The sequence below is a fragment of the Dechloromonas sp. H13 genome (genome assembly GCF_009469615.1).
Taxonomy (GTDB): Bacteria; Pseudomonadota; Gammaproteobacteria; order Burkholderiales; family Rhodocyclaceae; genus Azonexus.
In genome coordinates this window covers 295,568-317,255 of sequence record NZ_SSXX01000002.1, presented here as the reverse complement: position 1 = coordinate 317,255, position 21,688 = coordinate 295,568, and the positions used below count along the sequence as shown (strand labels likewise).

23 protein-coding genes are annotated in these 21,688 nt (G+C 66.2%); 11 read left to right on the top strand and 12 right to left on the bottom strand.

What is annotated here, in order from left to right:
- Nucleotides 1-7: 7 nt before the first annotated feature.
- The 4 genes from GH660_RS06070 to purB all read right to left on the bottom strand — a co-directional run bounded on the left by GH660_RS06070 (nt 8) and on the right by purB (nt 2,569).
- Nucleotides 8-466 (bottom strand): cytochrome c, encoded by a 459-nt coding sequence (locus tag GH660_RS06070; protein WP_153145761.1) that lies wholly within the window; start codon nt 464-466, stop codon nt 8-10.
- 138 nt (nt 467-604) lie between these two features.
- Nucleotides 605-922, bottom strand: coding sequence for a DUF2322 family protein (locus GH660_RS06065; RefSeq protein ID WP_153145760.1), 318 nt, complete (start codon nt 920-922; stop codon nt 605-607).
- The gene (locus GH660_RS06060; RefSeq protein ID WP_153145759.1) at nt 923-1,198 is read right to left on the bottom strand and encodes a zinc ribbon domain-containing protein; all 276 of its coding nucleotides are present in this window, start codon (nt 1,196-1,198) and stop codon (nt 923-925) included. It lies immediately after the preceding gene.
- Nucleotides 1,199-1,201: 3 nt separating this feature from the next.
- Nucleotides 1,202-2,569, bottom strand: a complete 1,368-nt coding sequence (purB, locus tag GH660_RS06055) for an adenylosuccinate lyase (RefSeq protein WP_153145758.1) — start codon at nt 2,567-2,569, stop codon at nt 1,202-1,204.
- A 94-nt stretch (nt 2,570-2,663) separates the two neighbouring features.
- Here purB and GH660_RS06050 point away from each other — a divergent pair, with 94 nt between their 5' ends.
- Together GH660_RS06050 and GH660_RS06045 are read left to right on the top strand one after the other, a co-directional pair.
- A complete protein-coding gene (locus tag GH660_RS06050; protein WP_153145757.1) occupies nt 2,664-3,272 on the top strand; it encodes a glutathione S-transferase in 609 nt (202 codons plus the stop codon).
- A 122-nt stretch (nt 3,273-3,394) separates the two neighbouring features.
- On the top strand, nt 3,395-4,000 hold the full coding sequence (locus tag GH660_RS06045; RefSeq protein ID WP_228276378.1) for an HD-GYP domain-containing protein: 606 nt from the start codon (nt 3,395-3,397) through the stop codon (nt 3,998-4,000).
- 6 nt (nt 4,001-4,006) lie between these two features.
- Here the strand turns inward: GH660_RS06045 and mnmA are convergent, their stop codons facing one another.
- Genes mnmA through GH660_RS06030 form a run of 3 tightly spaced genes read right to left on the bottom strand, consistent with a single transcriptional unit; the run spans nt 4,007 to nt 6,097 of the window.
- Entirely contained in the window at nt 4,007-5,104 is a 1,098-nt protein-coding gene (gene mnmA, locus GH660_RS06040; protein ID WP_153145756.1) for a tRNA 2-thiouridine(34) synthase MnmA, read from the bottom strand.
- On the bottom strand, nt 5,097-5,651 hold the full coding sequence (locus GH660_RS06035) for a hypothetical protein (RefSeq protein ID WP_153145755.1): 555 nt from the start codon (nt 5,649-5,651) through the stop codon (nt 5,097-5,099). The genes mnmA and GH660_RS06035 overlap by 8 nt, the downstream gene beginning before the upstream one ends.
- Nucleotides 5,648-6,097: an NUDIX hydrolase gene (locus GH660_RS06030; RefSeq protein WP_153145754.1), complete on the bottom strand. Its 450-nt coding sequence runs from the start codon at nt 6,095-6,097 to the stop codon at nt 5,648-5,650. Before GH660_RS06030 ends, GH660_RS06035 begins: the two co-directional genes overlap by 4 nt.
- Before the next feature lie 88 nt (nt 6,098-6,185).
- On the opposite strand from GH660_RS06030, the gene GH660_RS06025 reads away from it, so the two are divergent.
- The 7 genes from GH660_RS06025 to GH660_RS05995 all read left to right on the top strand — a co-directional run bounded on the left by GH660_RS06025 (nt 6,186) and on the right by GH660_RS05995 (nt 11,609).
- On the top strand, nt 6,186-7,106 hold the full coding sequence (locus tag GH660_RS06025; protein WP_153145753.1) for a branched-chain amino acid transaminase: 921 nt from the start codon (nt 6,186-6,188) through the stop codon (nt 7,104-7,106).
- A gap of 19 nt (nt 7,107-7,125) precedes the next feature.
- Nucleotides 7,126-7,314 carry a zinc-finger domain-containing protein gene (locus tag GH660_RS06020; RefSeq protein ID WP_153145752.1) on the top strand — a complete coding sequence of 63 codons (189 nt, stop codon included), beginning with the start codon at nt 7,126-7,128 and terminating at the stop codon, nt 7,312-7,314.
- A gap of 58 nt (nt 7,315-7,372) precedes the next feature.
- Nucleotides 7,373-8,383 (top strand): lipopolysaccharide heptosyltransferase II, encoded by a 1,011-nt coding sequence (waaF, locus tag GH660_RS06015; protein ID WP_153145751.1) that lies wholly within the window; start codon nt 7,373-7,375, stop codon nt 8,381-8,383.
- Complete coding sequence (locus GH660_RS06010; RefSeq protein ID WP_153145750.1) at nt 8,380-8,811, top strand: nuclear transport factor 2 family protein; 432 nt, start codon at nt 8,380-8,382, stop codon at nt 8,809-8,811. Before waaF ends, GH660_RS06010 begins: the two co-directional genes overlap by 4 nt.
- Nucleotides 8,808-9,764 carry a YheT family hydrolase gene (locus tag GH660_RS06005; protein WP_153145749.1) on the top strand — a complete coding sequence of 319 codons (957 nt, stop codon included), beginning with the start codon at nt 8,808-8,810 and terminating at the stop codon, nt 9,762-9,764. The genes GH660_RS06010 and GH660_RS06005 overlap by 4 nt, the downstream gene beginning before the upstream one ends.
- Before the next feature lie 9 nt (nt 9,765-9,773).
- Nucleotides 9,774-11,150 carry a phosphomannomutase/phosphoglucomutase gene (locus GH660_RS06000; RefSeq protein ID WP_153145748.1) on the top strand — a complete coding sequence of 459 codons (1,377 nt, stop codon included), beginning with the start codon at nt 9,774-9,776 and terminating at the stop codon, nt 11,148-11,150.
- A 102-nt stretch (nt 11,151-11,252) separates the two neighbouring features.
- Nucleotides 11,253-11,609, top strand: a complete 357-nt coding sequence (locus tag GH660_RS05995; protein WP_153145747.1) for a hypothetical protein — start codon at nt 11,253-11,255, stop codon at nt 11,607-11,609.
- Nucleotides 11,610-11,620: 11 nt separating this feature from the next.
- Here GH660_RS05995 and GH660_RS05990 read toward each other — a convergent pair whose 3' ends face one another.
- The 5 genes from GH660_RS05990 to GH660_RS05970 all read right to left on the bottom strand — a co-directional run bounded on the left by GH660_RS05990 (nt 11,621) and on the right by GH660_RS05970 (nt 17,123).
- Entirely contained in the window at nt 11,621-12,112 is a 492-nt protein-coding gene (locus tag GH660_RS05990; protein ID WP_228276377.1) for an NUDIX domain-containing protein, read from the bottom strand.
- 4 nt (nt 12,113-12,116) lie between these two features.
- Entirely contained in the window at nt 12,117-12,422 is a 306-nt protein-coding gene (locus tag GH660_RS05985) for a hypothetical protein (protein ID WP_153145746.1), read from the bottom strand.
- On the bottom strand, nt 12,419-15,034 hold the full coding sequence (gene alaS, locus GH660_RS05980; protein ID WP_153145745.1) for an alanine--tRNA ligase: 2,616 nt from the start codon (nt 15,032-15,034) through the stop codon (nt 12,419-12,421). Before alaS ends, GH660_RS05985 begins: the two co-directional genes overlap by 4 nt.
- An 83-nt stretch (nt 15,035-15,117) precedes the next feature.
- The gene (ugpQ, locus tag GH660_RS05975; RefSeq protein WP_153145744.1) at nt 15,118-15,822 is read right to left on the bottom strand and encodes a glycerophosphodiester phosphodiesterase; all 705 of its coding nucleotides are present in this window, start codon (nt 15,820-15,822) and stop codon (nt 15,118-15,120) included.
- Nucleotides 15,822-17,123 (bottom strand): extracellular solute-binding protein, encoded by a 1,302-nt coding sequence (locus tag GH660_RS05970; RefSeq protein WP_153145743.1) that lies wholly within the window; start codon nt 17,121-17,123, stop codon nt 15,822-15,824. The genes ugpQ and GH660_RS05970 overlap by 1 nt, the downstream gene beginning before the upstream one ends.
- 293 nt (nt 17,124-17,416) lie before the next feature.
- Between GH660_RS05970 and GH660_RS05965 the strand changes: the two genes are divergently transcribed.
- Both GH660_RS05965 and GH660_RS05960 read left to right on the top strand, forming a co-directional pair.
- Entirely contained in the window at nt 17,417-18,553 is a 1,137-nt protein-coding gene (locus tag GH660_RS05965; protein WP_153145742.1) for an efflux RND transporter periplasmic adaptor subunit, read from the top strand.
- A 9-nt stretch (nt 18,554-18,562) separates the two neighbouring features.
- A complete protein-coding gene (locus tag GH660_RS05960) occupies nt 18,563-21,688 on the top strand; it encodes an efflux RND transporter permease subunit (protein ID WP_153145741.1) in 3,126 nt (1,041 codons plus the stop codon).

Sequence of the window (21,688 nt, the reverse complement as noted above, 5' to 3'; positions counted from 1 at the left end):
GTCTTCGTTACTGCTTGATCTTGAAGTCGTCGTGGCAGGCCTTGCAGGCGCCGCCCAGCTTGCCGAACTGCTCCTTGATCGCCGCCACGTCACCGGTCGCCGCGACCTTGGCCATTTCGTTGGCCTCCTTGTTGAAAGCCATGGCGACCTTGGCAACGCCTTCCTTGTCGGTGAAGAACACCGGCTTGACTCGGGTCTTTTCCCAGCCGGTGCCCTTGTCGGTGCCCGGCAGGTAGAGGGCACCCATGCCGGAATTGGCGATAGCCTGGATGGCATTGGCTGCCTTGATCACCTCTTCCTTGTTGAACTGGCCGCCTTCGACGTTGGCCTTGATGCGGCCCATGTTCCACGCCATGAAGCCATAGCCCGACTGGCGGAACTTGATGGCGTCCTCGGGCTTGAGCTGGGCGGCAGCGGTGCCGGTCAGGGTGATGGCCAGCAGGGCGAGCAGAAGCTTCGATTTCATCTTGTTTTCTCCATTGTCGTTGAGGAAGGAAAGCTGCACACGGTATACGCCTGGCAAGCGCGGTTTATTCCAGCGTAATTGGAACGCCCGGCGATGACGGCCTTCCGGCCGTCCGCCACAGCGCCGGAGCGCGGCGCCTCAGACGGCGAAAACGTGCTTGACGCGCAAGGCCGGGCCGCCCTGCTCGATGGCGATCAGGCGGTCGATATTGGGATGCTTGCCGGGATTGAGGCGGGCATCCTCGGTATGTTCGGCGAAGATTTCCAGACCCTTCCGGGCGGCTTCGAGGTTGATCGAGCCGTAGGTCTGCGCCAGGTGGTTGTAGACGGCCAGCGAGCCCTGGCTACCCGGCTTGTTCTCGATGGTGGCGACAACGGTTTCCGCCTTGTCCAGCAGGTTGACCGCAGCAAGGTGGGAAATCCCCGGCAATTTTTTCAGGTTTTCGGCAAAAGACATTTATTTCCAGTCCCGTTTGGCTTTGACCAGACCCAGGATCAGCCCGGTCGCGAAGGTGGCGATCGGCACGGTCAGGGCGATCGCCTTGATGCCGCGCTCGGCGCCGTACAAGTAAAGAATCAGCAGGGCCGGCACCAGACCGACCAGCAGGCCGATCAGGCCGCCGCGGATGCCGCCGCGGATGACCTCGCGATCCGTGGTCTGGCGCTCGCCGGTACAGTGCGGGCAATAGATGGCGTCGGCGGGCACTTCCTGCCCGCACTTGCTGCACCGCATGGCTTAGATGCGCTTGGCCAGTTCGGCGGCCTTACCGGTGTAATCCCAAGGCGTCAGCTTCAAGAGTTCGGCCTTGGCGGCTTCCGGAATCTCCAGCGTGGACACGAAGGCCTGCATGCCGTCGCGCGAGACGCGGGTGCCGCGAGTCAGCTCCTTGAGCTTTTCGTAAGCATTCGGCACAGCGTAGCGGCGCATCACGGTCTGGATCGGCTCGGCGAGCAGTTCCCAGTTGGCGTCGAGGTCGGCCTTCATCAGGTCGGCGTTGATTTCCAGCTTGCCCAGGCCCTTCAACAGCGAGTCGTAGCCGAGCAGCGTGTAGCCGAGGCCGACGCCCATGTTGCGGAGCACGGTGGAGTCGGTCAGGTCGCGCTGCCAGCGGGAAATCGGCAGCTTTTCGGCGAGGTGCTTGAGGACAGCGTTGGCCAGGCCGAGGTTGCCTTCGGAGTTCTCGAAGTCGATCGGGTTGACCTTGTGCGGCATGGTCGACGAGCCGATTTCGCCAGCCTTGACCTTCTGCTTGAAGAAGCCGAGCGAGATGTAGCCCCAGACGTCACGGTCGAGGTCGATCAGGATGCTGTTGGCGCGGGCGAAAGCGTCGAACAGCTCGGCCAGCGCATCGTGCGGCTCGATCTGGATGGTGTACGGATTGAAGGTCAGGCCGAGCGACTCGACGAAGCGCTTGGCGAAGCCTTCCCAGTCGTAGCCAGGGTAGGCGGCCAGGTGGGCGTTGTAGTTGCCGACCGCGCCGTTGATCTTGCCGAGCAGTTCGACGGCGGCGATGCGGGCGCGGGCGCGTTGCAGGCGGTAGGCGACGTTGGCCATTTCCTTGCCCATCGTAGAGGGCGTGGCCGGCTGCCCGTGCGTACGGCTCATCATCGGGATGTCGGCGTAGGCATGGGCGAGCTCGACCAGCTTGGCGATGACCTTGTCCAGCGTCGGCAGCATGGCCTGCTGGCGGGCGCCCTGGCACATCAGCGCGTGCGACAGGTTGTTGATGTCTTCGGAGGTGCAGGCGAAGTGGATGAACTCGCTGACCTTGGTCACTTCGGCGTTGCCCTTGGTGTTCTTCTTGATCCAGTACTCGAGCGCCTTGACGTCATGGTTGGTGACCGCTTCCTCGGCCTTGACCTCGGCGGCCTGCTCGACGGTGAAGTTGGCAACCAGCGCATCCAGCTCTGCTACGGTCGACGGCGAAAAAGCGGCGATTTCGGTGAAATGCGCTTCGGCAGCCAAGGCCTTCAGCCATTCGATCTCCACCTTGAGGCGGGCGCGGATCAGGCCGAATTCGGAAAAATGCTCGCGCAGGGCATCGACCTTGCCGGCGTAGCGGCCGTCGAGCGGGGAAAGGGCGGTCAGGGGATTGAAAGTCATGAAGGCATCCTTTTCGGTAAGCCCTCGATTTTACCCGCCCGGCGAACCCCTCGCCACACGCTATAATCACACTCCCCAAATCAGAGAACATGCGATGAAGCTGATCGGTTCCCATACCAGCCCCTTCGTGCGCAAGGTGCGCATCGTGCTGGCCGAAAAGAAGATCGACTACGAATTCGTGATCGACTCGCCGTGGCTGGGCGACAGCAAGGTGCCGGACGTCAACCCGCTGGGCAAGATTCCGGTGCTGCTGCTCGACGACGAAACGCCGCTGTTCGACTCGCGCGTCATCGTCGAGTACATCGACAACGTCACCCCGAACAACAAGCTGTTTCCCGCCCCCAACCGCGAGCGCACCGAGGTCAAGCGCTGGGAGGCCCTGGCCGACGGCATCTGCGACGCGGCCGTCAGTGCCTTCCTCGAGGCGAAGCGGCCGGCCGGGCTGCAAAGCGGCGACTGGATCCTGCGCCAGCGCGGAAAGATCGGCCGCGGGCTGGAATTCATGGCCGAGGAACTCGGCGAAAAGCCCTATTGCCAGGGCACCCACATCTCGATGGCCGACGTGGCCGTCGGCACCGCGCTCGGCTACCTGTGCTTCCGCTTCCCGGGGATCGACTGGCAGACCGGGCATCCGAACCTGGCCAGGCTGTATGGCAAGCTGATGCAGCGCCCGTCGTTCGCCGAAACGGTGCCGAACGACTGACGGGCTGCGCCGGCGCGGCATCCCGCTTCATCTCCCTAGCCGAACGACATGCCGCGAATGAACCGGCGGCCCCCTCTGCCGGTCAATGGTTCACCTGCCAGCCCGCATCGAGGAACATCGCGTTGACGCAAAAGCCTGATCTGGTGCCGATGGAAAGCATCATCCGCTCCCTGACCGTCGCCCTCGGGGAGCGCGATCACCACACCCGCATCCATTCCGAACGCGTCGTCCTTCTCTCGGCCGAGCTCGGGCGCCACCTCGCCCTCTCGGCGCATGAACTGGAAGTGCTGTCGCTCGGCGCCCAGTTCCACGACCTGGGCAAGATCGGGATTCCCGACCGCATCCTGCGCAAGGCAACCCCGTTCGACGACGCGGAATGGGAATGCATGAAACAACACGCGGCGATCGGCGAACGCATCGTCCTCGCCATCGGTGACGACAGGTCACCCGCAGTGGCGCGCGTCGTCCGCCACCACCATGAAAACTTCGATGGCTCGGGCTATCCCGACGGACTCGGCGGCACCGCGATTCCCCTGCTGTCGCGGATTATCATGCTGACCGACAACTACGATGCGATGGCGGTCACCCGCCCCTACCACAAGGCGCGCAACCATCGGGCGGTGATGGACATCCTGGCCGACGAAAACGGGAAAAAGTTCGACCCCGACCTGCTGCGCGCCTTCAGTGTCGTCATCGAAAAATCGGACATGCGCGCCACGGACGACTGAGTCCGCTCAGCGGATCACGCCGCCGCCAAGACAGACCCGGCTTTCGTAGAGCACCACCGACTGCCCCGGCGTGAGCGCCCACTGCGGCTCGGCGAAGCGGATCTCGCAGGTCGCGCCATCGACACGCTCGACTTCGCACGGCTGGTCAGCGGTCCGGTAGCGCGGCTTGGCCGTGTACACCCAATGCGTGTGCGGCGCCTCGCCCGACACCCAGCTCAGCTGCTCGGCGACCAGATCGCCCTTGAGCAGCGCCGGGTGGTCGTGGCCCTGGACGACGTAGAGCACATTCTTTTCCATGTCCTTGCCGGCGACGAACCAGGCATCGTGGTCGCCACCGCCGGGCTGGCCCTTTTCCTTGAGGCCGCCGATGTGCAGGCCCTTGCGCTGGCCCAGCGTGTGGTACATCAGGCCGTCGTGCTCGCCGAGCACCTTGCCGTCGTCGAGCCGGCGGATCTCGCCCTTCTTCGGCGGCAGGTAGCGCGCCAGGAAATCCTTGAACGGCCGCTCGCCGATAAAGCAGATGCCGGTCGAATCCTTCTTGGCGGCGACGTGCAGCCCCTCGGCCTCGGCGATTTTCCTGACCTCGCGCTTGTAGATGTCGGCCAGCGGGAACAGCGTCTTCGACAACTGCGCCTGGTTCAGCCGGTACAGGAAATAGCTCTGGTCCTTGGTGCCGTCCTCGGCCTTGATCAGCTGGAACTTGCCGTCGAACTCGCGCACCCCGGCGTAATGGCCGGTGGCGATCTTCTCGGCGCCCAGCTGCAGGGCATGGTCGAGGAAGGCCTTGAACTTGATTTCCGAGTTGCACAGGATGTCCGGGTTCGGCGTCCGCCCGGCCTGATATTCGCGCAGGAACTCGGCGAACACCCGCTCGCGGTACTCGGCGGCAAAATTGACCACTTCGACGTCGATGCCGATGCGGTCGGCGACGCTCATGACGTCGATCAGGTCCTGGCGCGACGAGCAGTACTCCTCGGTATCGTCGTCCTCCCAGTTCTTCATGAACAGGCCGATCACCTTCCAGCCCTGGCGCTTGAGCAGCAGCGCCGCCACCGACGAATCGACGCCGCCGGACAGGCCGACCACCACCGTTTTTTCAGACATCGGGCCCCGCCCCTTCCTTCCATTCCGCCAGCGGCAGGATCACCGCCGGCTGGCCATTGTCGACAAACCAGCTATCGACGACGAAGCGCGCCCCGCCGTCCTTCTTTTCCTCGATCACCGCCGACCAGTGCGCCGGGAACACGAACGCCCAGTTGCGCACCTCGGGCTCCAGCACCCGGTGCCAGCGCAGGCTACCGCGCGCTTGGAGCAATTTCAGCAGGCGTGTCGTCGACGTCGAGTGATCGATGCAGTCCATCTTGCCGGGCGCATGGCCGTCGGCATAGTTGCCGCCGCGGTCGTTGCGGATGTCCGACTGCTGGCCGGCCCAGCCGTACAGTTCGCCGACGGCAACGGCGAGCAATTTGCGCTCTTCGGCAGCGTCGACCGCAACCGACAGCTGGCGGCCGATGTCGCGCAACTGCACTTCGCTGAACCTGATCTGCGCCTGGGCGATGCAGCCGTAGCCATAGCAGATCGGCACGGTTTCGTCGGCCGCCGCCACCCCGGCCCCGAGCAAGATCAGCGCGGCAAGGGCATGGCGGATCATCGGTCGTAATGCACCAGCAGGTCGAGCGGGTAGCGGCGGCCGGCGACCAGGTCCTCGATGCAGCGCAGGATCAGCGGGCTGCGGTGGCGCACCTGCGTCGCCTTCACCTCGTCGAGGGTCAGCCAGTGCGCGGCGACGATGCCTTCGTCCAGCTGGCGCCCGGCCTCCCAGCCGCGCAGCTCGCCGGCGAAGGCAAAGCGCAGGTAGGTCACCTCGCCATCCGGGCGGCGCCAGTTGTAGACGCCGACCAGGTGCGTCGGCTTGAAGTGGTAGGCGGTTTCCTCGAGGACCTCGCGCGCCGCCGCGTCGACCAGCGACTCGCCCTCTTCCAGGTGTCCGGCGGGCTGGTTGAAAGCGAGGCCGGCCGAGGTTTCCTCCTCGACCAGCAGGAATTTTCCGTCGCGCTGGACGACGGCGGCGACGGTGACGTTGGGTTTCCAGACCATGCGCGGCTCGAACGGCAAAAGCGTTATTTTACCTGTTGATTTGGGCTAGAATTATGCGCTTTCACACGCGCAACACGGAGAATCGAACATGTCCATGTCGGATCGCGACGGCTTCATTTGGCAAGACGGCAAACTGGTGCCCTGGCGTGAAGCCACCACCCACGTCCTCACGCATTCGCTGCACTACGGCATGAGCGTATTCGAGGGCGTCCGTGCCTACAAGACCGAGCGCGGCACCGCCATCTTCCGCCTGGAAGAGCACACCGACCGCCTGTTCAACTCCGCCCACATCTTCCAGATGGCCATGCCCTTCGACAAGGCGACCATCAACGAGGCGCACAAGGAAGTGCTGCGCGCCAACAACCTCGACTCCGGCTACCTGCGGCCGATCGCCTTCTACGGCTCGGAAAAGATGGGCGTTTCCCCGAAGGGCGCCAAGGTGCACGTCGCCATCGCCGCCTGGCCGTGGGGCGCCTACCTCGGCGAGGAAGGCATGGAGCGCGGCATCCGCGTCAAGGTGTCGAGCTACACCCGCCACCACGTCAATATCTCGATGGTCCGCGCCAAGGCCTCCGGCCACTACATCAACTCGATCCTCGCCAACAACGAGGTGACCAACGAGGGCTACGACGAGGCCATGCTGCTCGACCCCGAAGGCTACGTGGCCGAGGGCGCCGGCGAGAACCTGTTCATCGTCAAGAAGGGCAAGCTGTACACGCCCGACCTGACCTCCTGCCTGGAAGGCATCACGCGCGCCACGGTGTTGCAGATCGCCGAGGAACTCGGCCTCTCCGTCCAGGAAAAGCGCATCACCCGCGACGAGGTCTATACCTGCGACGAGGCCTTCTTCACCGGCACCGCCGCCGAAGTGACGCCGATCCGCGAACTCGACGGCCGCCAGATCGGCATCGGCCGCCGCGGCCCGATCACCGCGCAGATCCAGCAGAAATACTTCGACGTGGTCTATGGCCGCTCGCCCGAACACGACGGCTGGCTGGCCTACATCTAAGCTCAGGGAGAAGACCGAAATGTCCGACAACAAGACCATTGAAATCACCGCCCACGACCTGCCACTGCACTGCCCGACGCCGAACGCACCGCTGTGGAGCCAGCACCCGCGGGTCTTCCTCGACGTGCTGAAGACCGGCGAAGTCACCTGCCCCTACTGCAGCGCCAAGTACGTCTTCAAGGGCGAGGCGCCGAAGGGCCATCACTGATCGCTGTCGGTTGCCGGTCATTGGTCGCTGGCAACTGATGACTGGCGACCAATAACCCATGAAAGCCCTCATCGTCGCCCCCTCCTGGATCGGCGACACCATCATGGCGCAGCCGCTGTTCGCGCGGTTGCACGCCCGGCACCCCGGCCTGCAACTCGACGCCCTGGCGCCGCGCTGGGTGGCGCCGGTCCTGCGCCGCATGGACGACATCGCCGAGGTCGTCGACAGTCCCTTCGGCCACGGCCAGCTGTCGCTCAAGGCGCGCTGGCGGCTCGCCCGGCAGCTGGCGGCGCGCGGCTACGATGCCGTCTATGTCCTGCCCAATTCGCTCAAGTCGGCACTGGTACCCTTCCTCGCCGGCATCCCGCGCCGTGTCGGCTTCACCGGCGAATCCCGCTACGGCCTGATCAATGTCCGCCACACGCTCGACAAGGACGCCCTGCCGCTGATGGTCGAACGCTTCGCCCAGCTTGCCGAATCCCCGGGCGCCGCGTTGCCGCAGCCCATTTCGCACCCCAAAATCCGGTCGACCGCAGCCGACCAGGACGACACCCTGACGGCACTCGGCCGCGAACGTCCGTCCCGCTTCGTCGCCTTCTGTCCGGGCGCCGAATACGGCCCGGCCAAGCGCTGGCCGGCGGCGCATTTCGCCGCGCTGGCGCGCGCCCTGGCCGGGCGTGGCTACCGCATCGGCCTCTTCGGCTCGCCCAAGGACCAGGCGGTGGCCGACGAAATCTGCGCCCTCGCCCCCGGCGTCTGCGACAACCTGTGCGGCGCCACCTCGCTCGAACAGGCGATCGACCTGCTGGCCATGGCCGACCTCGTCGTCTGCAACGACTCCGGCCTGATGCACGTCGCCGCCGCGCTTGACCGGCCGATCGTCGCCCTTTACGGCTCGTCGTCGCCCGGCTTCACGCCGCCACTTTCGGAGCGGGCGGACATTCTCAGTCTGCACCTCGACTGCAGCCCCTGCTTCAAGCGCGAATGTCCGCTCGGCCACCTCGACTGCCTCAACAAACTCTCGCCCGACCAGGTGCTTGCCGCCTGCCTGCAACGGAGCAACGCATGAGCAAACCCGCCAATTACGCCTCGCCCGAAGACATCGAACAGGCCTTCTACGAGGCCGTGCAGAAGGGCGACGCCGACCTGCTGATCCAGCTCTGGGCCGAGGACGAGGAAACCCTGTGCGTGCATCCGACCGGCGTCCGCCTGCTCGGCATCGTGCCGATCCGCGAAAGCTGGCGCAGCATCTTTTCCAATGCCCGCATTCGCGTGCAGGCCGAATCGGTCGCCCACTGGCAGGGCTCGGTGCTGGCCATCCACCACCTGACCGAAATCCTCTTCGTCGGCGACGACCCCAGCCCGCACGGCCCACTGCACGTCACCCACACCTATGCCCGCGGCGCCCACGGCTGGCGCCTGGTCAGCCGCCATGCCTCGGCCGCCGACGACAGCCACCAGGCGATGGCCGAGGCCGTCCCGCACACTCTGCATTGAAACCCTACCATGCCCCCGCCTGGCTGCCCGGCGGGCATGCCCAGACCATCTGGCCGAAGCTGATCCGGCAGGCGCCGATCAAGCTCCGGCGCGAACGCTGGGATACGCCGGACGGCGATTTCATCGATGTCGATTGGGTCGACGGCCCGCCACGCTCTTCCCTGCTCGTGCTCTTCCACGGCCTCGAAGGCAGCTCCGCCAGCCATTACGCGCTGAGCACCGCGCACGCCTGCAGGAAGGCCGGCTGGCGGCTCGCCCTGCCGCACTTTCGCGGCTGCTCCGGCGAACTCAACCGCCGCCCGCGCGCCTATCACTCCGGCGACGCCGAGGAAATCGACTGGATCCTGCACCGCCTCCGCACCGCCCACGGCGGCCGGCCGCTGCACGCCGCCGGCGTCTCGCTCGGCGGCAACGCCCTGCTCAAGTGGGCGGGCGAGCGCGGCGCGGCGGCCGGCGAACTGGTCACCGGCGTTGCCGCCCTCTGCGCCCCGCTCGACCTCGCCGCCTGCGGCCACCACCTGGCGCGCGGCTTCAATCGCGTCTACACCCAGTATTTCCTGAAGACGCTGAAAGCCGTCTCGGCCGCCCGCCTGCGCCAGTTTCCCGGTCTCTTCGACGAGGCGCGCATGCTGGCGGCGATCAACCTCCACCAGTTCGACGATGCCGTCACCGCCCCCGTGCATGGCTTCGCCGGCGCCGACGACTACTGGCAACGCGCCTCGGCCAAGCCCTGGCTGAAATCGATCGCCGTGCCGGCGCTTGCGGTCAACCCGAAAAACGACCCGTTTTTGCCCGCCACCTACCTGCCCACCGCTACCGACGCCGGCCCTTCGGTCCGTCTCGAACAACCGGCGGGCGGCGGTCATGTCGGCTTCGTCAGCGGCGCCTTCCCGGGAAATCTGGACTGGCTGCCGCAAAGACTCTTACACTTCTTCCTTTATGAAACGTCATAGGCAAACATCATGACCCAACTTCCCGCCGAAATTTTCAAGGCCTACGATATCCGTGGCATCGTCGACAAATCGCTGACCGCCGGTGTCGTCCGGCAGATCGGCCACGCCCTCGGCTCGCTCGCCGTCGAACAGGGGCAGACCGCCATCGCCGTCGGCCGCGACGGCCGCCTGTCCGGCCCCGAGCTGGCCGGCGCACTGATGGACGGCATCTGCGCGGCGGGCTGCGATGCCATCGACGTCGGCTGCGTACCGACGCCGGTCACCTACTTCGCCGCCTACGAACTCGGCTGCAATTCCTGCGTCTCGGTCACCGGCAGCCACAACCCGCCGGACTACAACGGCCTCAAGATGGTCATCGGCGGCACGACGCTGGCGCTCGACGCCATTCAGGATCTCAGGCGCCGCATCGAATCCGGCGACCTGAAGCACGGCCAGGGAACGCGCCGCAACGCCGACGTCAAGACCGCCTACGTCGACAAGATCGTCGCCGACGTCAAGCTCGCCCGCCCGCTGAAGATCGTCATGGACTGCGGCAACGGCGTCGCCGGCGCGGTCGCCCCCGAACTGTTCCGGCGCCTCGGCTGCGAGATCGTCCCGCTCTACTGCGAGGTCGATGGCAACTTCCCCAACCATCACCCGGACCCGTCGAAGCCGGAAAACCTCGCCGATGTCATCAAGGCCCTCCAGGAAACCGATGCCGAGATCGGCATCGCCTTCGACGGCGACGGTGACCGCCTCGGCGTCGTCACCAAGGACGGCGAGATCATCTACCCCGACCGCCAGCTGATGCTCTTCGCCGCCGATGTCCTGTCACGCGTACCGGGCGGCCAGATCATCTACGACGTCAAGTGCACCCGCCTGCTCGCCCCGTGGATCAAAAAGCACGGCGGCGTGCCGCTGATGTGGAACACCGGCCACGCACTGGTCAAGGCCAAGCTCAAGGAAACCGGCGCCCCCCTGGCCGGCGAGATGTCCGGCCACACCTTCTTCAAGGAGCGCTGGTACGGCTTCGACGACGGCCTGTATACCGGCGCCCGCCTGCTGGAAATCCTGTCGCGTGCAACCGACGTCAATGCGCCGCTGAAGGCGCTGCCGAATTCGCCGTCGACCCCGGAGCTCAACATCAAGATGGCCGAAGGCGAACCCTTCGCGCTGATCGACAAGCTCAAGGCCCAAGGCAGTTTTGCCGGCGCCGCCGAGATCATCACCATCGATGGCGTCCGTGTCGAATACGCCGACGGCTTCGGCCTCGCCCGCCCGTCGAACACGACGCCGGTCGTCGTGCTGCGCTTCGAGGCCGACGACGCCGCCGCGCTGGAACGCATCCAGGCCGGCTTCCGCCAGGCATTGACCGCCGTCTGGCCGGGCATCCAGCTGCCGTTCTGACGTCCGCCGCGTTACAAAACAACGACAGTCGCGCCACAATCGGTCGGCGCGACTGTCGCTAGAATGGGTATGCTGCAATCGGGACACACATTCGGGAAAGCGATGAACACGTCTGAAGAATCACTGAAATTCCGCCAGTTCCACACCAGCCTCGGCGGCCCGCCGCCGGGTCCGTTGGCCAAGGTCGCGGCCTTCGTGCTGGGGACGATCATGATGATCGCCGCCTTCATGTTTTCGCTGGTCGCCTTGGCCGTCGTCGCAGTCGGCGCCGTCGTCGCCGGCACCTGGTTCTGGTGGAAGACGCGTGCCGTGCGCCGCCAGATCCGCGAACAGATGGCGGCGCAAAGGCAGCAGGGCGCGTACACCGAACGACGCCCCGCCGACGGCTACATCATCGAAGGCGAAGCGGTACGTGAAAGCGAACCGGCACATGCGCCGGACCAGCGCCTGACGAGCTGACCCGGCCCAAGTCAGCCGGCGGCGCGCGCCGCCAGCCAGTCGCGCACCGCGAAGCCGGTGCCGTAATCCCAGGCTTTCAGACGTTCCGGCTCGATCAACCGGATCTCGGCCAGTTCCTCGTTGAGGGCGATCTCCCCCGCCGCCACGACGTGGTAGGCGATGAGCAGCTGGTTCTTCTGCGGGAAAGGATAGAGACCGATCAGGTCGACCGCCGTCGCGGCGAGCCCCAACTCCTCCGCGACTTCGCGCGCCACCGCCTGGTCCGGCGTTTCATCGCGCTCGAGGAAGCCGGTCACCAGCCCGAAGGCCTTTTCCGGCCACGCGACATTGCGCGCCAGGAGCATGCGCCCGCCGTACTCGACGAGCGCCGCGACGACCGGCACCGGGTTGTCCCACAGCACGAAGCCGCAGACGTCATCCGGACAGGTCGGGCGCATCAGCCCGCCGGCCTCGCGCCGTACCAGTCCGGCGCCGCACTGCGGGCAGTAGCGATAGTCGCTCAAGGACTCAGCGCAGCTTGGGATTCAGCGAACCCCGGTTGTACTCCTTGTCGCCCGGCATGACCGTGCGGCCGACGCCGAACAGGCCGCCCTGCGCACCCTCCGGGCGCGTCTGGTTTTCGGGATAGGCGGCCGCCTTCTGCTGCGCTGCGGCGGCCTTCGCCGCATCGACGTATTCCCAGCGGCCGTTCGGAAAAAGCCGCACCCTTTCGCCGTCGACCGTAACCGCCTCGAGCGGCGTGCGGTCCAGCTCCGCGGCGTGAACGCCCGCCGCCACCAGGCCGAGCAGAAGAACGAACAGCGCCTTGCTCACAGCTTGCCCTCGATCCAGCCCGGCACCGAAGCCAGCGCCGCCGCCAGGTTTTCCGGCTGCGTGCCGCCGGCCTGCGCCATGTCCGGCCGGCCGCCGCCCTTGCCGCCGACCTGCTGGGCGACCATGTTGACCAGTTCGCCGGCCTTGACCTTGCCGGTCAGGTCGGCGGTGACGCCGGCGATCAGCGTGACCTTGCCGTCGGCGACCGAAGCCAGCACGACGGCCGCCGACTTCAGCTTGTCCTTGAGCTTGTCCATCGTTTCGCGCAGCGCGGTGATGTCGGCGCCATCGAGCGTCGCGGCCAGCACCCTAGCCCCCTTGACGGTGGCGGCCTGGTTGACCAGGTCGTCGCCCTGCGCCGAGGCCAGCTTGCCCTTGAGAGCGGTCAGTTCGCGTTCGAGCTTCTTCACCTGGTCGAGCACCGCCAGCACGCGGCCGTGGACCTCCCTGGGCAGCACCTTGAGGGTGCCGGCGACGCCGCCGAGCGCGGTTTCCATGTCCTGCATGTAGTGCAGCGCGTTGTCGCCGGTGACCGCCTCGACCCGGCGCACGCCGGCCGCGACGCCGCCCTCGGCGGTAATCGAGAAGAGCCCGATGTCGCCGGTGCGGCCGACGTGCGTGCCGCCGCACAGTTCGCGCGAGCTGCCGATGTCGAGCACGCGCACCTCGTCGCCGTACTTCTCGCCGAAGAGCATCATGGCGCCCAGCTTCTGGGCTTCGGCGATCGGCAGGACGCGGCATTCGGTCGCCGTGTTGGCGAGGACCTCGGCATTGACGATGTTTTCGACCCTGCGGATTTCCTCGTCGCTCAACGGCTGGTTATGGACGAAGTCGAAACGGGTCTTGTCCGGATCGACCTGCGAGCCCTTCTGCTGCACATGGTCGCCGAGGACTTCGCGCAGCGCCTTGTGCAGCAGGTGGGTCGCCGAATGGTTGCGCATCGTGCGCTGGCGGGCGAGGACGTCGACCCGGGCCGTAACACCGTTGCCGACGGACAGCGTCCCGGTCTTGACGATGCCGTGGTGGCCGAACACCGTGGCCTGGATCTTCTGCGTGTCCTCGACGGCGAAGATGCCATGTACCGACTGCAGCGCGCCGCGGTCGCCGACCTGGCCGCCGGATTCGGCGTAGAACGGCGTGTCGTCGAGGACGACGACGCCCATTTCGCCCTCGTTCAACTGGTTGACCGCAACCCCGTCCCGGTACAGGGCCAGGACGTTGGCCTTGGTTTCCAGCGTGTCGTAGCCATGGAAGATGGTGGCCGGACCGTCGTATTCGAGATTGGCGGCCATCCTGAACTTGCCGGCGGCACGCGCCTGTTCCTTCTGGCGGGCCATCGCCGCGTCGAAGGCGGCGGCGTCGACGGTGACCTTGCGCTCGCGGCAGATGTCCTGCGTCAGGTCGAGCGGGAAACCGTAGGTGTCGTGCAGCTTGAAGGCGGTTTCGCCGTTGAAGACGCCGCCTTCCGGCAGCGACTTCAATTCGCCTTCGAGGATGGCCATGCCGTGCTCGATGGTCTCGAAGAAGCGGTCTTCCTCCTGCTTCAGCGTCGCCATCACCTTGGCCTGGTGCTGCGCCAGCTCGGGATAGGCCATGCCCATCTCGGCAACCAGGTCGGGCACCATCCGGTGGAAGAAGGCGGCGCGGGCGCCGAGCTTGTAGCCGTGGCGGATGGCGCGGCGGATGATGCGGCGCAGGACGTAGCCGCGGCCTTCGTTGCCCGGGATGACGCCATCGGCGAGCAGGAAGGAGCAGGCACGTATGTGGTCGGCGAGCACCTTGAGCGACGGGCTGTCCATGTCGGCATCGCTGGTTTCACGGGCGGCGGCCTTGAGCAGCGCCTGGAAGAGGTCGATCTCGTAGTTGGCGTGCACGCCCTGCAGCACCGCCGAAATGCGCTCGAGGCCCATTCCGGTGTCGACCGAGGGCTTGGGCAGCGGATGCATGACGCCGGCTTCATCGCGGTTGAACTGCATGAAGACGTTGTTCCAGATCTCGATGAAACGGTCGCCGTCTTCCTCGGGCGATCCCGGGGGGCCGCCCCAGTGCTGCGGGCCGTGGTCGTAGAAGATCTCGGTGCACGGGCCGCAGGGGCCGGTGTCGCCCATCATCCAGAAATTGTCGGAGGCGTAGCGGGCGCCCTTGTTGTCGCCGATGCGGATGACGCGCTCGACCGGCACGCCGATTTCCTTGGTCCAGATGTCGTAGGCCTCGTCGTCCTCCGCGTAGACGGTGACCGTCAGCTTGTCCTTGGGCAGCTTGTAGACCTCGGTCAGCAACTCCCAGGCGTACTTGATGGCATCGCGCTTGAAATAGTCGCCGAAGCTGAAGTTGCCGAGCATCTCGAAGAAGGTGTGGTGGCGCGCGGTGTAGCCGACGTTCTCGAGGTCGTTGTGCTTGCCGCCGGCGCGCACGCATTTCTGCGAGGTCGTCGCCCGGCTGTAGGGCCGCTTGTCGAAACCGAGGAAGACGTCCTTGAACTGGTTCATGCCGGCGTTGGTGAACAGCAGCGTCGGGTCATCGTGCGGCACCAGCGAGCTGGACGCCACGATCTGGTGGCCCTTGGAGGCGAAGAAGTCGAGGAACTGCTGGCGGATTTCGGAGCTTTTCATGGGCTGGCGGCCTCAAGGGGGTAATTCGAAACCTTCGATTTTAAGAGAAAAAGCTACCGGCTTCGCAGCCGCCGGCCTTCCCGCTATGCAAAAAGATCGAGGCGATCGGTAAACAGCGCGCTGACGCCGCGCGCGAAGAGCGTTTTTGCCTGTTCCGGAGCGTTGACCGTGTAGCACAGCACGGGAATGTCATGCGCCCGGGCCTCGGCCAGCACCTCGTCGCGCAGGAGGTCGGCGTCACAGTGCAGCGAGACGGCCTGCAGACGCCGCAGCTGCGCCAGCCAGTCGGCCGGCGGCGCCTCGAACAGGACGCCGCGCGGAATTGCCGGCGCCCGGTCGCGGGCCACGGCGAGCGCTTCGAGGGAAAACGATGAGAGCAGCGGCTGCACCTCGGCCCCCCGCCACAGGTCGGCAGTGAGCCCGGCGACGACTTCGGCCGTCGCCACCTCGTGGCCGGTTGCCGGCTTGATCTCGACATTGGCCAGCAGGCCCAGTTCGCGGCAGAGCGCCGCGGCTTCGGCAAAACGGGGAATGCGCTCGCCATCGCCGGCATCGAGCGCGAAAAGAACGGCATCCGGGGTGTCGCAGACGCGGCCGGCGCCGTCGGTCGTGCGCTCCAGGGTTTCGTCGTGGATCAGGATCGGCGTGCCGTCGGCCGAGAGCATCACGTCGAATTCGACCGCCCGGTAGCCGAGCCTGGCCGCCAGGCGAATGCCGGCCAGGGTGTTCTCGGGTGCCAGGCTGCCGCCACCGCGATGGGCGATCCAGCGCGGCAGCGGAAGCGACATCAGAAGGGCTGCGCCTTCTTCAGCGCCGGCTTGGCGGCGAGCACCGCGTTGCCGCGCCCCACCGCCTTGTCCAGAGCCGCCTTCGACGGCTCCTTGTCGGACCAGGCCAGTTCGAGTTCCTCATTGGCGATGACGCGCAGGGGATCGATATCCGAAACGTGGACCATCGGCGTATCGCTCGCGCCCTTCAGCGACGCGTAGGCAGCCTGCAGCGCCTGGTCGCCGTCCTGCAGCAGCTTGCTGCGCGCGGCGGCGCGGGCGGCGGCGGTCATCGGCAGGCCACCATAGCTGCGCACCAGCTCGATCTGGTTGTCCGGCGCCAGCAGGAAGGAGACGAACTTCGCCGCCTGCTTGTACTCGGCCGGCGAGCGCCCGGCACCGACCCACAGCGAGGCACCGTCGGCCAGGGACGGCCGGCGGCCGCCATAGACATCGTCATGGAAAGGCATCGGCGCGACGCCCAGTTCGACGCCCCGGGCATCGCGGAAGTCGATGTGCTCGCGCGAATCGGTGGTGATCATGGCGCACTCGCCGGCATGGAACTTCTTGCTGGCTTCGTCGCCGCGGCCGAACAGCTTGAAGTAGTTGGCCTTGGTCCACGTCGCCATCATCGCCACGTGCTTGACCTGAGGCAGGCCATTGAAGGCCAGCTGGCCCTTGTCCGTCGCCGGCAGCCCGGAAACGGCGCTGACGTTGTCGACATGCACCCAGACCGGCCACGCCGTGGTGTAGGGGCAGGCGTAGCCGGCATCCTGCAGCTTGTCGAGCATGCCCTGCATTTCGAACCAGGTCTTCGGCGGCTGATCCGGGTCCAGCCGTGCCTTGCGGAAGGCGTTCTTGTTGTAGAACAGCACGGGGGTCGAGTAGAGCACCGGCAAGGCGACCAGGCGGCCCTTGGCATCGACGACATTGGCCTTGAGATCGGTGGACAGGCCGCTGGTATCCAGCTTGACGCCTGCCTTGGCCATCATCTCGTGCAGCGGAACGAAATACTTCGCCTGGCTGAGCACCTCGCTCATCTCCTGGCGACGCACCAGATTCAGGCCGGCCGGCTTGTCGCCCTTCTCGAGCCGCACCAGCTTCAGGTTGCTGCCGGTTTCCTTGTTGAAGCGGTCGACGAACGCCTGCAGGCTCTTCTCGCCATCGGCGCTCAGGTTGTGCGCCAGTTCGAATTCGGCCGCGGTGGCAGTCGGGGCAGCTTCCTGTTTGGGGGCAGGCTTGGCGGCAGGCTTGGCAGCCAGCGCAGGAAAGGCCAGGGCCAGGCCGACGGCGATCACCAGGGGGCGAAGGGAATGCGACATAGGTACTCCAGGGGGCGAAAAATTTGGATTATAGCGCCCGATCCGGCGGCGTGAAGCACCATGCCAAATACCACGCCGCCCCCTGGCCGGTAGCCGGCAGGCACCCCGTTTTCCGGGCAGGCGAAGTCCTCTCTGTGCGGCAAAACCGGCCGCCCGGTGACAGCCGGCAGCATGGCGTCGCGAAAAATCGCATTTCGTTATTTACATACATACACGAATGTATGTAAAATCCGCCCATCGTCAATCCTGCGGGCCGCGCGGCCCTGACCGAAAGCCACTTCCGGAGCCCCGACATGCCCTCATCCCACGCCCTCCCGCACTGTTTCCCGAATGCCCTGCTGCTTCCCGCTCTGGTAAGCGCCGCGTTGCTGCTCGGCGCCTGTTCCAAGACGGAAGCGCCGCCCAAGGCAGGCGGCGCGCTGCCGGTCACGGTGCTGGAGATGCAGCCGCGCAGCGTGCCGAACGCGGTCGAGATCGTCGCCCAGACCGAAGGGGCCAAGGAAACCGAAGTGCGCGCCCGCGTCGGCGGCATCCTGATGAAGCAGCTGTACCAGGAAGGGATGCCGGTCAAGGCCGGCCAGCCGCTGTTCCAGATCGACCGCGCGCCCTACGAGATCGCCCATGCCGAGGCCAAGGCCAAGGCTGACCAGGCGGCACGGGAACTGGCGCGGCTGAAGAAGCTGGTCGACATCCAGGGCGTCAGCCGCAAGGAATACGATGACGCGATCAGCGCCAATGAACTGGCCCAGGCAGCCCTGCGCCAGGCGCAGCTGAATCTGTCGTGGACCACCGTCACAGCGCCGGTGGACGGCGTTTCCGGACGCGCCGCCAAGTCGGTCGGCAACCTGGTGAGCGTCGGCGCCGACAGCCTGCTGACCTCGGTCTACCAGAACGACCCGATGTGGGTGCGCTTCAGCATGTCAACCAACGAAGCCGAGCGTCTGCCGGGCGGTCGCCTGACACCGGACACGGTGACCGGCGTCGAACTGGTTTTGCCGGACGGCAGCGTCTCCCCGGTCAAGGGCAAGCTGAACTTTCTGGCCAGCACCATCGACCCGACGCTGGGCACCCGCCAGTTGCGCGCCGAATTCAGGAATACGGACGGCCGCCTGCTGCCCGGCCAGTTCGTGCGCATCCGCCTGCTCGCCGGCGAGCAGGACGGCATTTTCCTGGTGCCGCAGAGCGCGGTGATCCAGAGCGAGCAGGGCAACCTGGTGATGACCGCCGACGCCGAGAACAAGGTGGCGCCGCGCCCGGTGAAGACCGGCGAGTGGTTCGGCAAGGACTGGATCGTCCTCGACGGCCTCAAGGCCGGCGACAAGGTGATCGTCGACAACCTGATGAAGCTCAGGCCCGGCGCGCCGGTCGATCCGCACCCGCCGGCACCGCCGGCCGGCGCGCCGGAAGCAGCGAAGCCGGCGCAGAAGTAGGGAGCGGCCATGTCGAAATTCTTCATCAACCGGCCGATCTTCGCCTCGGTCGTCTCGATCATCATCGTCATCGCCGGGCTGGTCGCCTCGCAGGTGCTGCCGATCGCCCAGTATCCGCAGATCGCCCCGCCGACGGTGATGATCACCGCCACCTACCCGGGCGCCTCGGCCGAAACGCTGGCGCGCACCGTCGCCGCGCCGATCGAGGAGCAACTGAACGGGGTCGAGAACCTCTCCTATTTCACCTCGTCGGCGTCGGCCAACGGCACGGTCAGCATCACCGCGACCTTCGAGGTCGGCACCAACGTCGACATCGCCTCGGTCAACGTCAATAACCGGGTCAAGGCCGCCGAGCCGCGCCTGCCGGAAGAAGTGCGGCGCAACGGGGTGATCGTCCAGAAGCGCTCGAACGACATCCTGCAGGTGGTCGCGCTGGATTCCGAGAAGGGGCGCTACAACACCCTTTTTCTCTCCAACTACGCCAGCCTCAACATCGTCGACGAACTGAAGCGGGTCAAGGGCGTCGGCGACGTCACCATCTTCGGCGCCCAGGACTACTCGATGCGCGTCTGGTTGAAGCCGGACCGCATGGCCCAGCTCGGCCTGACGACGAGCGACGTGTCGAACGCCATCAAGATCCAGAACGCCCAGAACGCGGCCGGCAAGATCGGCCAGGAACCGGCGCCCGGCGACCAGCAGCTGGTCTACACGGTGACCGCCAAGGGCCGCCTGCTGACTCCCGAGGAGTTCGGCAACATCGTCATCCGCGCCAGCGGCCCGGGCGGCGTGCTGCGCCTCAAGGACATCGCGCGCATCGAACTCGGTGCCTACAGCTACGACCAGCAGGTCACGCTGGACGGCCAGCCGACCATCGCCATGGGCGTCTTCCTGCAGACCGGCGCCAACGCGCTGGAAGTGGCCGAGAAGGTGCGCGGCAAGATGGAGGAGCTCAAGAAGAAATTCCCGGAAGGCATGGGCTACGTCATCCCCTTCGACACCACGCGCTTCGTCTCGGCCTCGATCAACGAGGTCGTCAAGACCCTGGTCGAGGCCATGCTGCTGGTCCTCGCCGTCGTCTTCATCTTCCTGCAGAACTGGCGGGCGACGCTGATCCCGATGGTCGCCGTGCCGATCTCGCTGATCGGCACCTTCGCCGGCCTCTGGCTGTTCGGCTTCTCGATCAACACGCTGACGCTGTTCGCGATGGTGCTGGCGATCGGCATCGTCGTCGACGACGCCATCGTCGTGCTGGAAAACGTCGAGCGCCTGATGTCCGAGGAAAAGCTGCCGCCGCGCCAGGCCGCCATCAAGGGCATGCGGGAAGTCCAGGGCGCGGTCATCGCCACCACCCTGGTGCTGGTCGCGGTCTTCGTGCCGGTCGCTTTCCTCGGCGGCATCGCCGGCCAGCTCTACAAGCAGTTCGCCGTAACCGTCGCGGTGTCGGTGGCGCTCTCCAGCGTCGTCGCGCTGACCCTGACGCCAGCCCTGTGCGCCGTCGTTCTCAAGGTGCAGCATGGCGAGAACAAGTTCTTCGCGCCCTTCAACCGGCTGTTCGAGCGGCTCACCCGCGCCTACATCGGCGTCGTCCGTCTGACCCTCAAGCACAGCATCGTCGTCGCCCTGCTCTTCGCCCTCGTGATCGGGTCAGTCGTCGCCTTCTTCCGCGTCATCCCCGGAAGCTTCGTGCCGGCCGAGGACCAGGGCTACCTGATTTCGGCGCTGATGCTGCCGGACGGCGCGACGCTCAAGCGCACCGCGACCACCGGCGAGAACATGCGCCAGATGGTCGCCGCCGACCCGGCGGTCAAGCACACCTTCGTCGTCTCCGGCTTCGACCTGATCGGCGGCGGCAACAAGCCGAACGCCGGCACCATGTTCATCCCGCTGCACGACTGGAGCGAGCGCGAGGCCAAGGCGCAGGACCTGGCCGGCAAGTTCATGGGCTTCGGCATGATGCAGCCGGACGGCCTCGGCCTCGTCTTCAACCCGCCGCCCATCATGGGCCTCGGCACCGCCGGCGGCTTCGAGGTCTATGTCCAGAACCGCGTCGACGGCGACGCCAGGAAGCTCGACGAAGTGGTCAAGAACTTCATGGCCGAACTGCAGAAACACCCGGAATTCACCCGCGTCTCGACCTTCTTCCGTCCGACCGTGCCGCAGCTCTTCGTCGAGGTCGACGAGCCGAAGGCGCTGGCCCTCGGCATCCCGCTCGACTCCGTCTATTTGACGCTGCAGAGCACGATGGGCGCGCTCTACGTCAACGACTTCAACAAGGCCGGCCGTGTCTATCGCGTCCAGTTGCAGGCCGAGGCGGACTACCGCATGAAGCCGGAGGACATCGGCAAGGTCTACGTGCGCAGCGCGACCAGCAACGCGATGATCCCGCTCTCCGCGATCGCCTCGGTCAAGCGCGTCGTCGGCCCCGAACAGGTCGAGCGCTTCAACGGCTTCGTCGCCGCCAAGGTGATGGGCGACAGCAAACCCGGCGTCAGTTCCGGCGATGCAATAAAGATCGTCGAGGAAGTCGCCGCCGCCACGCTGCCGACAGGCTACGAAATTTCGTGGACCGGCCAAGCCTTCCAGGAAAAGCGTTCCGCTGGCTCGTCGTTCCAGGCCTTCGCCTTCGCCATCATCATGGTCTTCCTGATCCTCGCCGCGCAGTACGAGAAATGGTCGCTGCCGCTGGCCGTCGTCATGGCCGTGCCCTTCGCGCTGATCGGCGCCCTGACGGCGATCTGGGTACGCGGCATGCCGAATGACATCTACTTCCAGATCGGCCTCGTCGTGCTGATCGGCCTGGCGTCGAAGAACGCCATCCTGATCGTCGAGTTCGCCGCCCAGAAGTACGCCGAGGGCAAGAGCGTCGTCGATGCCGCGCTCGAAGGCGCCCGCCTGCGCTTCCGGCCGATCATCATGACCTCGCTCGCCTTCGTCCTCGGCGTCTTCCCGCTGGTGAAGGCCACCGGCGCCGGCGCCGCCGCCCGCCAGTCGATGGGTACCGGCGTCTTCGGCGGCATGCTCGCCGCCACCTTCATCGCCACCCTCTTCATCCCGCTCTTCTTCAAGTGGCTGGAACGCGGCGAGCAGAAACTGCCCGCTGGCGACGAGCACGCCGACCAGACGGAGGAAAACTGA